The sequence below is a fragment of the Alkalimarinus alittae genome (assembly GCF_026016465.1).
Lineage (GTDB): Bacteria > Pseudomonadota > Gammaproteobacteria > Pseudomonadales > Oleiphilaceae > Alkalimarinus > Alkalimarinus alittae.
On sequence record NZ_CP100390.1, the window covers coordinates 1,206,761 to 1,220,671 of the forward strand.

The 13,911-nt window shown below is 40.3% G+C and carries 16 protein-coding genes; 12 read left to right on the forward strand and 4 right to left on the reverse strand.

From position 1 onward, the window contains the following. Positions 1–188: 188 nt before the first annotated feature. The gene (locus tag NKI27_RS05300; RefSeq protein ID WP_265048648.1) at positions 189–452 is read left to right on the forward strand and encodes a DUF4212 domain-containing protein; all 264 of its coding nucleotides are present in this window, start codon (positions 189–191) and stop codon (positions 450–452) included. 14 nt (positions 453–466) lie between these two features. Further along, complete coding sequence (locus NKI27_RS05305; protein ID WP_265048649.1) at positions 467–2,242, forward strand: sodium:solute symporter family protein; 1,776 nt, start codon at positions 467–469, stop codon at positions 2,240–2,242. 46 nt (positions 2,243–2,288) lie between these two features. Here the strand turns inward: NKI27_RS05305 and NKI27_RS05310 are convergent, their stop codons facing one another. After that, positions 2,289–3,272, reverse strand: coding sequence for an integron integrase (locus NKI27_RS05310; RefSeq protein WP_265048650.1), 984 nt, complete (start codon positions 3,270–3,272; stop codon positions 2,289–2,291). A 372-nt stretch (positions 3,273–3,644) separates the two neighbouring features. Here NKI27_RS05310 and NKI27_RS05315 point away from each other — a divergent pair, with 372 nt between their 5' ends. From NKI27_RS05315 to NKI27_RS05345, 7 genes are all read left to right on the forward strand, one after another. Next, on the forward strand, positions 3,645–4,184 hold the full coding sequence (locus NKI27_RS05315; protein WP_265048651.1) for a manganese efflux pump MntP: 540 nt from the start codon (positions 3,645–3,647) through the stop codon (positions 4,182–4,184). Positions 4,185–4,733: 549 nt separating this feature from the next. After that, positions 4,734–5,273 carry a DUF4124 domain-containing protein gene (locus NKI27_RS05320; protein WP_265049473.1) on the forward strand — a complete coding sequence of 180 codons (540 nt, stop codon included), beginning with the start codon at positions 4,734–4,736 and terminating at the stop codon, positions 5,271–5,273. Positions 5,274–5,453: 180 nt separating this feature from the next. Further along, on the forward strand, positions 5,454–5,708 hold the full coding sequence (locus NKI27_RS05325) for a type II toxin-antitoxin system Phd/YefM family antitoxin (protein WP_015486388.1): 255 nt from the start codon (positions 5,454–5,456) through the stop codon (positions 5,706–5,708). After that, positions 5,701–5,964, forward strand: coding sequence for a Txe/YoeB family addiction module toxin (locus tag NKI27_RS05330; protein WP_265048652.1), 264 nt, complete (start codon positions 5,701–5,703; stop codon positions 5,962–5,964). The genes NKI27_RS05325 and NKI27_RS05330 overlap by 8 nt, the downstream gene beginning before the upstream one ends. A gap of 144 nt (positions 5,965–6,108) precedes the next feature. Then, on the forward strand, positions 6,109–6,498 hold the full coding sequence (locus NKI27_RS05335; protein WP_265048653.1) for a DUF3465 domain-containing protein: 390 nt from the start codon (positions 6,109–6,111) through the stop codon (positions 6,496–6,498). 108 nt (positions 6,499–6,606) lie between these two features. Further along, complete coding sequence (locus NKI27_RS05340; protein ID WP_265048654.1) at positions 6,607–6,882, forward strand: hypothetical protein; 276 nt, start codon at positions 6,607–6,609, stop codon at positions 6,880–6,882. Between the two features lie 118 nt (positions 6,883–7,000). Then, entirely contained in the window at positions 7,001–7,786 is a 786-nt protein-coding gene (locus NKI27_RS05345) for a nuclease-related domain-containing protein (protein WP_265048655.1), read from the forward strand. 465 nt (positions 7,787–8,251) lie between these two features. Here the strand turns inward: NKI27_RS05345 and NKI27_RS05350 are convergent, their stop codons facing one another. Continuing rightward, complete coding sequence (locus NKI27_RS05350; RefSeq protein WP_265048656.1) at positions 8,252–8,605, reverse strand: hypothetical protein; 354 nt, start codon at positions 8,603–8,605, stop codon at positions 8,252–8,254. A gap of 1,509 nt (positions 8,606–10,114) precedes the next feature. On the opposite strand from NKI27_RS05350, the gene NKI27_RS05355 reads away from it, so the two are divergent. After that, positions 10,115–10,480, forward strand: a complete 366-nt coding sequence (locus NKI27_RS05355) for a VOC family protein (protein WP_265048657.1) — start codon at positions 10,115–10,117, stop codon at positions 10,478–10,480. A 281-nt stretch (positions 10,481–10,761) separates the two neighbouring features. Here the strand turns inward: NKI27_RS05355 and NKI27_RS05360 are convergent, their stop codons facing one another. Together NKI27_RS05360 and NKI27_RS05365 are read right to left on the reverse strand one after the other, a co-directional pair. Next, entirely contained in the window at positions 10,762–11,022 is a 261-nt protein-coding gene (locus tag NKI27_RS05360) for a hypothetical protein (protein ID WP_265048658.1), read from the reverse strand. 1,007 nt (positions 11,023–12,029) lie between these two features. Next, a complete protein-coding gene (locus tag NKI27_RS05365; RefSeq protein WP_265048659.1) occupies positions 12,030–12,353 on the reverse strand; it encodes a hypothetical protein in 324 nt (107 codons plus the stop codon). Positions 12,354–12,761: 408 nt separating this feature from the next. Here NKI27_RS05365 and NKI27_RS05370 point away from each other — a divergent pair, with 408 nt between their 5' ends. After that, entirely contained in the window at positions 12,762–13,034 is a 273-nt protein-coding gene (locus NKI27_RS05370; protein ID WP_265048660.1) for a DUF4282 domain-containing protein, read from the forward strand. Between the two features lie 99 nt (positions 13,035–13,133). Beyond that, positions 13,134–13,499, forward strand: coding sequence for a hypothetical protein (locus tag NKI27_RS05375; RefSeq protein ID WP_265048661.1), 366 nt, complete (start codon positions 13,134–13,136; stop codon positions 13,497–13,499). The last annotated feature ends 412 nt before the right edge of the window (positions 13,500–13,911 follow it).

Below are 13,911 nucleotides of genomic sequence, written 5' to 3' on the forward strand. Positions count from 1 at the left end.
TAAAGCATAACCTTCGACATAAAATATACAACAACTGCCCCTTAATAATTAATATATATTTACTAAGCGATTGATTTTTAGGGTTAAAAATTCGATAGACTAAAGTCTTATTTCCTCGCAAGCAATTGACGCCTATCTTTGATAGACCACTAAAAAAATAATAAGTGGTCTAATCGTGGAGGAGTCTTATGTCAGATAACAAACAAGCAGCACAAGCTTATTGGAAAGAAAACGTCAGATTATTGCTAATACTCTTAGCAATTTGGTTTGCAGTTTCATATGGATGCGGCATTCTATTTGTAGATGCTTTGGATACAATCAAAATCGGTGGATTTCCACTTGGGTTTTGGTTTGCTCAGCAGGGGTCTATCTATACCTTCGTTGTTTTAATTTTCGTATATACGGCTCGAATGAACACCCTCGATCGTAAATATGATTTTCATGAAGAATAAGAGGTAGGCAAACAATGGATACCCAAACACTCATATATATATTTGTAGGCGCCACTTTTGCGCTCTACATTGGCATCGCGATCTGGTCTCGAGCAGGTTCTACCAGTGAATACTATGTAGCAAGTGGTGGTGTGCACCCCATTGCAAATGGTATGGCAACAGGCGCAGACTGGATGTCAGCTGCTTCGTTTATTTCTATGGCCGGTATTATTTCCTTTGTTGGGCGTGATGGCGCGGTTTATCTGATGGGTTGGACTGGCGGCTATGTATTGCTAGCTATGTGTCTGGCGCCTTATCTAAGAAAGTTTGGTAAGTTTACCGTACCGGAATTTATTGGTGAGCGTTACTACTCCCAAGCAGCCCGTGTGGTTGCGATTATCTGTGTAATTTTTATCTCCTTCACTTACGTCGCAGGCCAGATGCGCGGTGTTGGTATCGTGTTCTCTCGTTACCTTGAAGTTGATATCAATTCTGGCGTATTGATCGGCATGGCGATTGTATTTTTCTATGCCGTACTAGGCGGCATGAAAGGTATTACCTATACGCAAGTGGCACAGTACTGTGTGATGATCTTCGCATATATGATCCCGGCCATATATATATCTATGTTAGTGACCGGCAACCCCATCCCCCAATTAGGGTTTGGTAGCACGCTCAGTGGCAGCGATGTATTCTTGCTCGATAAACTAGATGGCCTGTCTCAGGAGCTGGGGTTTGCACAATATACCGCCGGTAGCAAATCCACCATTGATATGTTCTTTATTACCATGGCACTAATGGTGGGTACTGCAGGGTTACCTCACGTCATTGTTCGTTTCTTCACGGTACCTAAAGTAAGCGACGCACGTAAGTCAGCCGGCTACGCACTACTGTTTATTGCCATTCTTTATACAACAGCGCCAGCGGTTGCTTCATTTGCGCGTGTTAACTTACTAGAAACGGTAAGCGAAGCAGAATATGATGAACTACCAGAGTGGTTTGAAAGCTGGGAAAATGCGGGGCTACTCGCATGGCAAGATAAAAATTCAGATGGAAAAATCCAATATGTCGCAGGTGCTCCATTTGCGGGTAAGCCAACCTTTGATGATAACATTCGAGGCGCTAGTCAAGAGCGCGTAGTGACTAACACACCAACAGATAACGCCAACGAGCTTTATGTTGATCGCGATATTATGGTACTGGCCAACCCTGAAATAGCACAACTACCCGGTTGGGTTATTGCATTGATGGCTGCTGGTGGCTTAGCCGCAGCACTCTCAACCGCCGCAGGACTGTTACTGGTGATCTCGACATCTATCTCGCACGATTTGTTGAAGAGCAACTTGATGCCCGATATAGATGAGAAAAAAGAACTTCTCGCCGCACGTTTTGCCGCCGCGGCTGCAATATGTGTCGCCGGTTACTTTGGCATTAACCCGCCAGGTTTCGTGGCCCAAGTAGTCGCCTTTGCATTCGGACTCGCCGCATCCTCCTTCTTTCCCGCCATCTTGATGGGTATATTCTATAAGAGAATGAACAAAGAAGGCGCGATAGCCGGTATGGTGTCAGGCTTGGTGTTCACCTTTGCATACATCATCTACTTTAAGTTCGTAAACCCAGCGGCAAACACGCCTGATAACTGGTTCTTCGGTATCTCACCAGAAGGCATCGGAACATTGGGGATGTTATTGAACTTCGCGGTATCGTTTGCAGTCTCTAAAGTAACACCGCCACCACCCGAGCATATTCAGCATTTGGTAGAAGATATACGTGTACCTCGCGGTGCAGCAGCGCCGGTAGCGGAACACTAATCATAAGAAAGCATTAAGCGCGTCAGGAGACTGACGCGCATTTCGCTTAGCGTTCTAATGGGCTTATAACTCCATTTGCACCCTGTCCTAATACATGGGTATAAATTTCGGTGGTCTCTACATTAGAGTGCCCAAGTAGTTTCTGAATTGTTCTAATATCGTAGCCCTGCTGTAATAAAGACGTCGCAAAGCTGTGTCTAAACGTATGGCAGCTTGCATGCTTATGAATGCCTGCTTTAGCAATAGCCGCTTTAACCGCTCTCTGAACGGAACGATCCATAACGTGGTGTCGTCTCGTTTTATCTGAACGAGGATCAACAGAATAATTACTTGAGGGGAAAAGGTACTTCCATTCGAGAGACGATGCTGATGTAGGATATTTATACGCTAATCGATCTGGCATATATACCTCTCCAAACCCATCTTCGACATCTTGTTGATGAATTAAATTAACCAACGTAATTTGCTTTCTTAATGCCGCATGTAGCACTGAAGGTAATACCGTTGAACGATCCTTTCCTCCTTTACCGTCACGCACAATAAGAACACTCATGCCGAAATCAAGGTCTTTAATTCTGAGCCTAATGCATTCAGAGATACGAAGGCCAGAACCAAACATTAACTGCGCCATAAGTTTATAAGGCCCTTGTAATTCACTAATGACACGCATAGCTTCATCATGAGAAAAAACCACAGGTAACTTACGTGACTTCTTAGCATGAGAAAATTTCAAGTCTTTCAGTTCGGTGCCTAGAAATTCACGATATAAAAACACAAGAGCATTTAAAGCGGTTCTCTGTGTATTTTTAGCCGCATTGAGCTGAACCCCTAAATGGTCAAGGTACATTTCAATATGCGCTTCAGAAAGCAGTGATGGGTGTTGTTTATTATGAAATCGTATATATCTGATGACCCAGCTTACGTAGGTTTTTTCAGTTTTGTAAGCTAAGCCCCTTTTGCGAATATAGAACCGAAACTTATCTATAAAACGCACAGGCTGAGCAGGTAATGGCGCGGGTATATCCAGCATTAATTAAACCTCCGTGTTAATCAATCAAGTATTTTACTGTACATGAATACAGCTAAAATATCTACATTAAACCGACCAGCTTTCAGGATATACGACATCATGTCGTAATTTGAGATTGAATCTTGGGTAAATAGCTGGATTTGTTGAATAAATAAGTTTGTTTAGAGGTGTCACTACTTTTTACTTTGCGACACTATGTCGCAATTTGAGAAATTAAATTATTTATTATTTGGCCAAAGAGCTGATTTGTATTGAAATGATTGATTTTTAGACGATATCATAACCACAAAGTGATCTACGACATAATGTCGTAGAATTAGCTGTTATGTTTCGTCAGCAATAAACACCCGAGTATATTTGTGAGATATTTTAATGATTGAAGTCTTAATTTTGGCAGTAGCACTGAGCATGGACGCATTTGCGGTTTCTATAGGGCTTGGATCAAAGCGGGTCAAGAAGACAAAGTCGCTAGCTATAATTGCTGCAATATATTTCGGGTTATTCCAAGCGCTAATGCCATTTATAGGCTACTTTGGTGGAAAAGGTGTGCTCGGCTGGGTTGAGAATTATGCACATTGGATTGCATTCTTCCTTCTTATAACAGTTGGAGGAAAGATGATTTATGAAGCCATTAGCGAGGGTGTTGAAGAAGATATTGCACAAATCACTCATAAAGTGATGCTTATTTTAGCTATTGCTACGAGCATAGATGCAATGGCTGCTGGGTTTACATTAAATCTACTCGAAGTCAACCCGATAATTGCTTGCGGAATCATTGGTGTTACGACATTTATATTCAGCTTGGTTGGTGTGTTTATTGGTGCTAGAAGTGGGACATGGCTAGAAAGCAAGGCAGAGCTTTTGGGCGGTATAATACTCATTCTAATTGGGTTGAAATTTCTGGTATTTTGAGACTCTGCAGTGAAGCCAAAAACACATAACAATCGCAGTCACAGCGACGGCTTTTTCGTTGCGGCTTCGCCTCCACTACAAAGCCGCGCGTGCTGCGGGCGTTAGGTGTGCTAAATCCTTGTATTTGTAGTGTATATTTTAAATGTTTGTAGGTATTCGAACCAAACTCAGTGCAAAAGTTAAGCATTGAAAGTACCGTACTTTACTACGCTTTAGTTGTGGGGCAGCCCACATTAGCGATTAAAAATAGAGTTCAAAATTCTTCGCTTCAGTCTTTGTGCAAAATGGATAAAGTGGAGTAAATATTAAACGGTGTGAGTCACGGGAATAAGAGCCTTTGGAGCAAGTATCAAAGTCCGAAGTGGCGTCCACACCTAACAAAAAGCATCATAGGACAACAACAAAAGCGGCCAAAGAGCCGGCCACTTTTATTGTTGCCCATGTGCAAAGCGTTAACCGTTTTCAGATGAGAGAAAAATGCAGTCAAATAACCTTTTTAAAGTAGCCTTATTTATTCTTAGTGCAATTATTACAACAAACGCACATGCAATGTTTAAGTGCACAGATAATGCTGGCCAAGTATCTTTCCAAGATAGGCCGTGTGCAAAGGATGAAACTATGAAAGAAATTAAACTGGAAAAATCTCAGGAATCCTCAGCTACCCCAAATAAAAAAGAACTAATCGAAATTCTTGCTAAAGCATACGGTAAAAAGTTAGATCCTAACGATCCTAAAATGTTGCAAGCAGCAGAAGCATTCCTTGTTACCAATGCTGGAAAAGCTTATGCGTTTACAAAAGTATATGGTGTATCTTTAGAGTTTTGCCCAAATAATCAGTCATTAATAAACGCAATGAATACTTATAAGCGCAAAGCCAAGAACAGTATCGCACTTGGTAAAATTTACTACAGAGATGGGTATGATCTTCAGCTTGGCCAAAAACGATTCAAACATACGGGGCAACAGTTAACAAAAGGATTAGATGATATGTTGGTAGGTCTCAGGAAAGAGCATAAAAGAGACCCTAAGGGCAAGTGCAAAGAATCTATTCAAGCTCTTAAATCACTGGCAATGGTATACAGCGGTTAACCAACGGCTGCACCGGACAAATTTCCGCTGTCACCTTTTGTGCAAAAACACGCACAAAAGCCGCCATCAAAAATTTGCTCGGTGATCCGGGCGTTAGCAGCAAAAATACATGTACCGTATATTGTGCATATAAAATAACTGAGTTATAGTTGTTCAATAAATTGTACATATAGGTGATTTATGAGAGTTGTATCTTTTACTGAAGCAAGAAATGGATTAAAAGCTGTTTTAGACTCTGTCGTTAATGATGCAGACACCACTGTTATAACGCGTCGAGATTCAGAAGATGCGGTAGTGATGTCATTAGATTATTACAATAGTTTGATGGAAACAGTTCATTTATTAAAGTCTCCTGCAAATGCAGAACATTTAAACAAATCAATAGCTCAATATAAAAGTGGTAAAACTACGCAAAGAGATATAGTCGATGAGTAGTAGGCTACTTTGTTGGACTGATGAAGCTTGGAATGATTACGTTTACTGGCAAGGTCAGGACAAAAAGACATTAAAGCGTATAAACAAATTAATCAGTGACACTAAGCGTTCACCATTTGAGGGTATTGGTAAGCCTGAACCTCTTAAAGAAAATTTGTCAGGTTTCTGGTCACGCCGAATTGATGACTCCAATCGTTTAGTTTATGCCGTTGATGATAAAACGCTAACCATAATATCGTGCAGGTATCATTACTAATGTGTATGCACCAAATAAAACTGCTAACAAGGCGCTCTACCGGATTCCATAATTTATCGCGGTTTTTGCAAAGAAACGCAAAAAGCCGCGTCAAATTATTCCACCGGTAAGCTAGGCGTTATAGGTCATGAGAAATAGTTAAATATGAAGCATTTACTCATAGTATTAATTTTATCCACTTTCTCTCTTGCCGGTTTTGCAGGTGGTCAGTCAATTTCCTCTGCTTACGAAACCAGAACTAGTAATGTACAAGTTAGCAACACTGGAATAGTCGTTAAAGTTCTACCCGATGATGATAAAGGTTCCCGTCATCAAAAATTTATACTTAAGCTACCATCAGGGCAGACTGTTTTAATAGCCCATAATATTGATTTAGCTCCTAAGATAAACTCAATCAAGACGGGTGACTCTATTGAATTTTATGGAGAGTATGAGTGGAACGCTAAAGGTGGTGTAGTTCATTGGACACATCATGATCCCGCGGCTCGGCATGAAGGTGGTTGGCTTAAACATAATGGGGTTGTATACAAATAGCCCTATAACCAACAGCAGCATAGGACAACAACAAAAGCGGCCAAAAGAAAATGCCGGCCACTTTCATTGTTGCCCATGTGCAAAGCGTTAGGTATTCAGGATATTAAGATGCGTGAAAATGACTATTGTTGCCCAATTTGTAAAACTGATTTGGATTTTTATTCACGTTATCCAAATTATGTTTGTTCTCGATGTGCTTTAAAGGTCGCAGATGAAGACGGACGAGCCTTAAGCTTTTTTAATGAAGGCATGCATGGAGGTTTTGTTGCGGTTTACACTGATACTAATGAAAGGCGAGATTCTCACACCTGTTACATTGATGGAATAAAATGCTATGCAGATGAAGCTTATATGGGCGGAATTGTAGTGCAAGTAAATACCTAACAAAAAGCTCAATAGGACAAATATTCGCTGTCACTTTTTATGCAAAAACACGCATAAAAACCGCCATCAAACATTTGCCCATTAGCAAAGCGTTAGGTGAAAAAGGAACTATCGAAGCATGGATTTCACTCCAATGTTAAATCAAATATACAGTGCTGTATGGTACTTGGTGCCATTTTTTGTTGTTCTTACTGTCATCAAAACACCGTGGTTCAAAGGTGTTCTTGGAGAGTTTCAGGTTAATTTATTGTTAAAACTATTTTTGCCTAAAGAGAACTATCACCTTATAAAAAATGCCACATTACCGACAGAGAATGGAACTACACAAATACACCATATTTTGGTTTCAAAATATGGTGTATTTGTCATTGAAACAAAGAACATGAAAGGCTGGATATTTGGTTCTTCTAATCAAAAACAATGGACTCAAAAAATATTTAAACACTCAAGTAAGTTTCAAAATCCAATACATCAAAATTACAAACATATTAAAACTCTCGAAAGCTGTTTGGGTATTAATCAGGAATACCTTTACTCGGTTATTGTCTTTATTGGTGACAGTACATTTAAAACTCAAATGCCTGAATATGTCACTTATGCTAGAGGTTGTGTCCAATACATCAAATCAAAAAATATTGAGGTATTAACACAAAAAGAAACCGCTGAAATAGTTGAGAAAATTGAAGGTGGTAGACTTCAACGAAGCATAAAAACAAATAGAGAGCATGTTGCTCATGTTAAAGAAATTATTAGCTCTAAAGAGAAAAAAGAACAAGAAAACTCTTGCCCCAAATGCGGTTCTGAAATGATTCTGAGGGAATCAAAAAAAGGAGCTAATGCAGGGAATAAATTTTGGGGTTGTTCGTCATTTCCTAAATGTAGAAAAATCGTTAACATCACCTAACCAACAGCTCAAACGGACAAAATATGCTGTCATTTTTTTTGCAAAAACACGCAAATAAAACGCCATCAAATTTAGCCGTTTAGCAAAGCGTTAGGTGTGCTACCAGTCAGTATTTATGGCGGTTTTGGTTTAAAGCGTGTGCGGTTTCGAACCAAAACCAGTGCAAAAGTGAAGCATTGAAAGTACCGTACTTTAATACGCTTGAGTTGTGGGGCATCCCACATTAACGATTGAAATTAGCGTTTAAAATTCTTCGCTTCAGTCTTCGTGCAAAAAGGATGAAGTGGAGTAAATATTAGAAGGTATGGATCACGGGAATAAGAGACTTTGGAGAAAGTATCAAAGTCCGAAGTGACTTCCACACCTAACCAATAGCAGCATAGGACAACAACAAAAGCGGCCAAAGAGCCGGCCGCTTTTGTTGTTGCCCATGTGCAAGGCGTTAGGTGTGCTACCAGACTGTATTTATGGTGTATTTGGTTTTAACAGTGTGCGATTACGATCCAAAACCAGTGCAAAAGTGAAGTGCTGAAAGTACCGTATAATTAAAGGCTTTAGTTGTGGGGCATCCCACATTAACGGTTGAAAATAGCGTTTAAAGTTCTTCGCTTCAGTCTTCGTGCAAGATGGATGAAGTGGAATAAAAATTAGAAGGTGTGAGTCACGGGAATAAGAGACTTTGGAGTAAAGGTCAAAGCCCGAAGTGACTTCCACACCTAACCAGTAGCAGCATAGGACAACAACAAAAGCGGCCAAAGAGAAAAAGCTGGCCGTTTTTGTTGTTGCCCATGTGCAAAGCGTTAGGGGTCTTAAAGCCATATAGTCACGTCAGTCTAAGCGTCAAAAAGAGTACGCCGCAGTGTAGCAACGCTGCAAAGGTCAGCCTGTGTTAAAAGCAAAAGTTAAGCTCTGAATTTAAAGGTAAATTAATCTCCTTAGTTGTAGGGCAGCCCACTTGAAGGATTGAAATTAAAAGCCAATGTTCTTCGCTTAGGTCATCGTGCAAAATGGATAAAGCGGAATAAGTATTAAAGCGTGTGAGTGGAATACGAGACTTCGGAGTAAGTATCAACGTCCGAAGATAAATAAAAAAGCGTTGGGGGAATGAGTAACTTCGGAATAACATAGTAAAGTCCGAAGTGAAATAACCCCCTAACAAGTAGCATCATAGGACAACAACAAAAGCGGCCAAAAAGAAAAGGCCGGCCACTTTTGCTGTTGCCCATGTGCAAAGCGTTAGGTGTGCTACCAGACTGTATTTATGGTGTATTTGGTTTTAACAGTGTGCGATTACGATCCAAAACCAGTGCAAAAGTGAAGTGCTGAAAGTACCGTATAATTAAAGGCTTTAGTTGTGGGGCATCCCACATTAACGGTTGAAAATAGCGTTTAAAATTCTTCGCTTCAGTCTTCGTGCAAGATGGATGAAGTGGAATAAAAATTAGAAGGTGTGAGTCACGGGAATAAGAGACTTTGGAGTAAAGGTCAAAGCCCGAAGTGACTTCCACACCTAACCAGTAGCAGCATAGGACAACAACAAAAGCGGCCAAAGAGAAAAAGCTGGCCGTTTTTGTTGTTGCCCATGTGCAAAGCGTTAGGTGTGCTACCAGTCAGTATTTATGGCGGTTTTGGTTTAAAGCGTGTGCGGTTTCGAACCAAAACCAGTGCAAAAGTGAAGCATTGAAAGTACCGTACTTTAATACGCTTGAGTTGTGGGGCATCCCACATTAACGATTGAAATTAGCGTTTAAAATTCTTCGCTTCAGTCTTCGTGCAAAAAGGATGAAGTGGAGTAAATATTAGAAGGTATGGATCACGGGAATAAGAGACTTTGGAGAAAGTATCAAAGTCCGAAGTGACTTCCACACCTAACCAATAGCAGCATAGGACAACAACAAAAGCGGCCAAAGAGCCGGCCGCTTTTGTTGTTGCCCATGTGCAAGGCGTTAGGTGTGCTACCAGACTGTATTTATGGTGTTTTTGGTTTTAACATTGTGCGATTGCGACCCAAAACCAGTGCAAAAGTGAAGCATTGAAAGTACCGTACTTTACTACGCTTTAGTTGTGGGGCAACCCACATTAACGGTTGGATTAAGCGTTTAAAGTTCTTCGCTTCGGTCTTCGTGCAAGCACGCTAGAGTGGAGTAAAAATTTAAGGTGTGGATCACGGGAATAAGAGCCTTTGGAATAAAGGTCAAAGTCTGAAGTGGCGTCCACACCTAACAAGTAGCAGCATAGGACAACAACAAAAGCGGCCAAAGAGAAAAAGCTGGCCGTTTTTGTTGTTGCCCATGTGCAAAGCGTTATGTGTAAGTAGAGTATTGAGATATGGAATTCCAAACGATCCCGGTTTTACGAATATTTGATGTAGAAAAGGCTAATGAATTCTACCTAGAGTTTCTTGGCATGACCTTGGATTGGGAGCATCGCTTTGAAAAAGGTGCCCCAATTTATATGCAGGTATCAAAAGGTAATTTAGTATTACATCTTAGTGAGCATTCTGGTGATTGCACACCAGGAGGCAAAGTCTTTTTAAATGTCAGTGACTTTGACTCACTATTCAAAGAAATAACTTCCCGAAAGTATAAATACAACAAGCCTTCAGTAGAGTTAGCTCCATGGGGCAGTCGGACTTTCACTGTTATCGATCCATGTTCTAATAAGTTACTTTTTAATGAACTATCAAACACATAACAATCAGCAGCAAGGGACAACAACAAAAGCGGCCAAAGAGAAAAAGCCGGCCGTTTTTGTTGTTGCCCATGTGCAAAGCGTTATATTTTTTAATAGGAGCATAAATTGAAGGAAGGGGAGCCATCATGGATAGCACTTATTTACCCAGTTATTGCTATTCCTTTCAAATTACTAGCTCGTTATTTACCTCTACCAATAGCTATTTATTCATTTTTTGAAAGCAGTTGGTCACCAGTTTTGGTATACCTAGTTATAGTGGTGGTAGGTCTTGTTATTCTTCACTATTTTGAGAAATATACGTTAAAGAAGGTAAATGGTTGTTCAACTGAAATATAACAAGGCCAAGCAACATCAGCCATTTCATGGCTTGGACAGCCTTGCAGTCGTGCTTTTTGTGCATGGCTTCGCCATTGTTGCACAAAAATCACAACTACAAGTCTGCCGTTGTTGGCAGCGTTAGGTGTGCTAAATCCTTGTATTTGTAGTGTATATTTTAAATGTTTGTAGGTATTCGAACCAAACTCAGTGCAAAAGTTAAGCATTGAAAGTACCGTACTTTACTACGCTTTAGTTGTGGGGCAGCCCACATTAGCGATTAAAAATAGAGTTCAAAATTCTTCGCTTCAGTCTTTGTGCAAAATGGATAAAGTGGAGTAAATATTAAACGGTGTGAGTCACGGGAATAAGAGCCTTTGGAGCAAGTATCAAAGTCCGAAGTGGCGTCCACACCTAACAAAAAGCATCATAGGACAACAACAAAAGCGGCCAAAGAGCCGGCCACTTTTATTGTTGCCCATGTGCAAAGCGTTAGGTGTCTTAAAGTTCAGTGGCGACGGTGTTTCGGATTGAAAAAAGTGTACGTTTGCCATAATAATTAGTGCAAAAGTTAAGCACCGAAAGTGCCGCTCAGTAATCCACTTGGGTTGTGGGGCCTCTCGCATTAACGTTAGTATTTTGAGTTTAAAATTCTTCGCTCAGTTCGTCGTGCAAAATGGATAGAGCGGAATAAAGATTAAAGTGTTGTTAGGGGGAGTGAGGAACTTCGGGGAAATATCAAAGTCCGAAGTGAATTGAACACCTAACAAAAAGCTCAAAAGGACAAATATTCGCTGTCACTTTTTATGCAAAGAGCCGCATAAAAACCGCCATCAAACATTTGCCCATTAGCTGGGCGTTAGGTGTGCTACCAGTCAGTATTTATGGCGGTTTTGGTTTAAAGCGTGTGCGGTTTCGAACCAAAACCAGTGCAAAAGTGAAGCATTGAAAGTACCGTACTTTAATACGCTTGAGTTGTGGGGCATCCCACATTAACGATTGAAATTAGCGTTTAAAATTCTTCGCTTCAGTCTTCGTGCAAAAAGGATGAAGTGGAGTAAATATTAGAAGGTATGGATCACGGGAATAAGAGACTTTGGAGAAAGTATCAAAGTCCGAAGTGACTTCCACACCTAACCAATAGCAGCATAGGACAACAACAAAAGCGGCCAAAGAGCCGGCCGCTTTTGTTGTTGCCCATGTGCAAGGCGTTAGGTGTGCTACCAGACTGTATTTATGGTGTTTTTGTTTTAAATAATGTGCGGTTTCGATCCAAATTCAGTGCAAAAGTTAAGTGCTGAAAGTGCCGTAAATTTACACGCTTGAGTTGTGGGGCAGCCCACATTAACGGTTGAAAATAGCGTTTAAAATTCTTCGGTTCAATCATCGTGCAAGATGGATGAAGTGGAATAAAAATTAGAAGGTGTGAGTCACGGGAATAAGAGCCTTTGGAGTCAATATCAAAGTCCGAAGTGGCGTCCACACCTAACCAGTAGCAGCATAGGACAACAACAAAAGCGGCCAAAGAGAAAAAACTGGCCGTTTTGTTGTTGCCCATGTGCAAAGCGTTAGGTGTGCTACCAGTCAGTATTTATGGCGTTTTTGGTTTAAAGCGTGTGCGGTTTCGATCAAAAAACAGTGCAAAAGTTAAGTGTTGTGTATACCGTAAAGTTACACGCTTGAGTTGTGGGGTAGCCCTCATTAACGATTGTACTTAGCGTTTAAAATTCTTCGTTTCAATCTTCGTGCAAGATGGATGAAGTGGAATAAAAATTAGAAGGTGTGAGTCACGGGAATAAGAGACTTTGGAGTAAAGGTCAAAGTCCGAGGTGACTTCCACACCTAACCAGTAGCAGCATAGGACAACAACAAAAGCGGCCAAAGAGAAAAAGCTGGCCGTTTTTGTTGTTGCCCATGTGCAAAGCGTTAAGTTTTTTAAGTCGTTTTAACAAACAAGGAGAATACAATGACATCATTGTTCACTTTTAAGACACTGATCACCCCAAAAATCATTCCTATTTTTTACTGGCTTGGTTTGATTGCCAACGCAATTGGCGCGTTTAAAATTGCATCTATGTTTGGCGGTGTTGGTTTATTTGCAGGGATTGCTTCTTTCATTTTTGGATTTATCAGTATTAGAATTGGCTGCGAACTATTAATTGTATTGTTCAGAATTAATGAGAGCCTTAAAACTGTTGAAACTTTAAAATTATCTGAAACCTTGCAAGATAAAGGTTGAATCCAACTTAACCAGTAGCAGCATAGGACGCCCAATACTACGCACTTCGTGCTCCATATTGGCCGCCTATGTGCTTGGCGTTATACGTAAAAGAACATTATGAATAAATCAAATTTTGTACTCATTGTTATACTTATTAGCTTTCTAGTGAGTGGGATAGTAGAAGGTATTTTTAGCTTTAGTATTTCAGACCAGCAAGCTATAACTGTGGCCCACTCAATATTTATTGCTGTTTGTGTTTTTATTTGGTGCGGCCGGCATGCTAAGGAAAATGAGTTACGAAAAATTGGTGGTTATAAAGTTTTTTGTGCGGTATTTCCAATAATAGGTGTACCTGTATACTTTTTCCGTTTTTTTGGCTTTAAATCTGGAACTGTGAAAACAGGAAAAGCATTGTTCTATCTTCTATTGATCGTCATAGTCATTGCTTTACCTATTATTTTTATACCGAAATTAATAGGCTAAAATTAACTCTGGAATGAATAATCGTATAACCAGGCAATCAAAGATCGCCCTTACAGGGCTGGACCTCCACTGCTACGCAGTTCCGGCCCTTTATCGCAGCGTTAGGTGTGCTAAATCCTTGTATTTGTAGTGTATATTTCAAAGTGGTGTAGGTTTTTTTAACCAAATTCATTGCAAAAGTTAAGTGTTGAAAGTGCCGTAAAGTTAAAGGCTTTAGTTGTGGGGCATCCCACATTAACGGTTGGATTAAGCGTTTAAAATTCTTCGCTTCTATCTTAGTGCAAGATGGATGAAGTGGAGTAAAAATTAAGGGTGTGGATCACGGGAATAAGAGCCTTTGGAATAAAGGTCAAAGTCTGAAGTGACGTCCACACCTAACAATAAGCATCATAGGAAAATTAATAAAAGCGGC

Excerpts from the sequence above, each read along its gene's own strand:
- NKI27_RS05320 (WP_265049473.1), top strand. The coding sequence starts at position 4,734 with ATGTTTAAGTGCACAGATAATGCTGGCCAAGTATCTTTCCAAGATAGG.
- NKI27_RS05360 (WP_265048658.1), bottom strand. The coding sequence starts at position 11,022 with ATGCTTAACTTTTGCACTGAGTTTGGTTCGAATACCTACAAACATTTA.
- NKI27_RS05350 (WP_265048656.1), bottom strand. The coding sequence starts at position 8,605 with ATGGCTTTAAGACCCCTAACGCTTTGCACATGGGCAACAACAAAAACG.
- NKI27_RS05335 (WP_265048653.1), top strand. The coding sequence starts at position 6,109 with ATGAAGCATTTACTCATAGTATTAATTTTATCCACTTTCTCTCTTGCC.
- NKI27_RS05370 (WP_265048660.1), top strand. The coding sequence starts at position 12,762 with ATGACATCATTGTTCACTTTTAAGACACTGATCACCCCAAAAATCATT.
- NKI27_RS05355 (WP_265048657.1), top strand. The coding sequence starts at position 10,115 with ATGGAATTCCAAACGATCCCGGTTTTACGAATATTTGATGTAGAAAAG.
- NKI27_RS05330 (WP_265048652.1), top strand. The coding sequence starts at position 5,701 with ATGAGTAGTAGGCTACTTTGTTGGACTGATGAAGCTTGGAATGATTAC.
- NKI27_RS05315 (WP_265048651.1), top strand. The coding sequence starts at position 3,645 with ATGATTGAAGTCTTAATTTTGGCAGTAGCACTGAGCATGGACGCATTT.
- NKI27_RS05325 (WP_015486388.1), top strand. The coding sequence starts at position 5,454 with ATGAGAGTTGTATCTTTTACTGAAGCAAGAAATGGATTAAAAGCTGTT.
- NKI27_RS05340 (WP_265048654.1), top strand. The coding sequence starts at position 6,607 with ATGCGTGAAAATGACTATTGTTGCCCAATTTGTAAAACTGATTTGGAT.
- NKI27_RS05365 (WP_265048659.1), bottom strand. The coding sequence starts at position 12,353 with ATGGGCAACAACAAAACGGCCAGTTTTTTCTCTTTGGCCGCTTTTGTT.
- NKI27_RS05300 (WP_265048648.1), top strand. The coding sequence starts at position 189 with ATGTCAGATAACAAACAAGCAGCACAAGCTTATTGGAAAGAAAACGTC.
- NKI27_RS05310 (WP_265048650.1), bottom strand. The coding sequence starts at position 3,272 with ATGCTGGATATACCCGCGCCATTACCTGCTCAGCCTGTGCGTTTTATA.
- NKI27_RS05305 (WP_265048649.1), top strand. The coding sequence starts at position 467 with ATGGATACCCAAACACTCATATATATATTTGTAGGCGCCACTTTTGCG.
- NKI27_RS05345 (WP_265048655.1), top strand. The coding sequence starts at position 7,001 with ATGGATTTCACTCCAATGTTAAATCAAATATACAGTGCTGTATGGTAC.
- NKI27_RS05375 (WP_265048661.1), top strand. The coding sequence starts at position 13,134 with ATGAATAAATCAAATTTTGTACTCATTGTTATACTTATTAGCTTTCTA.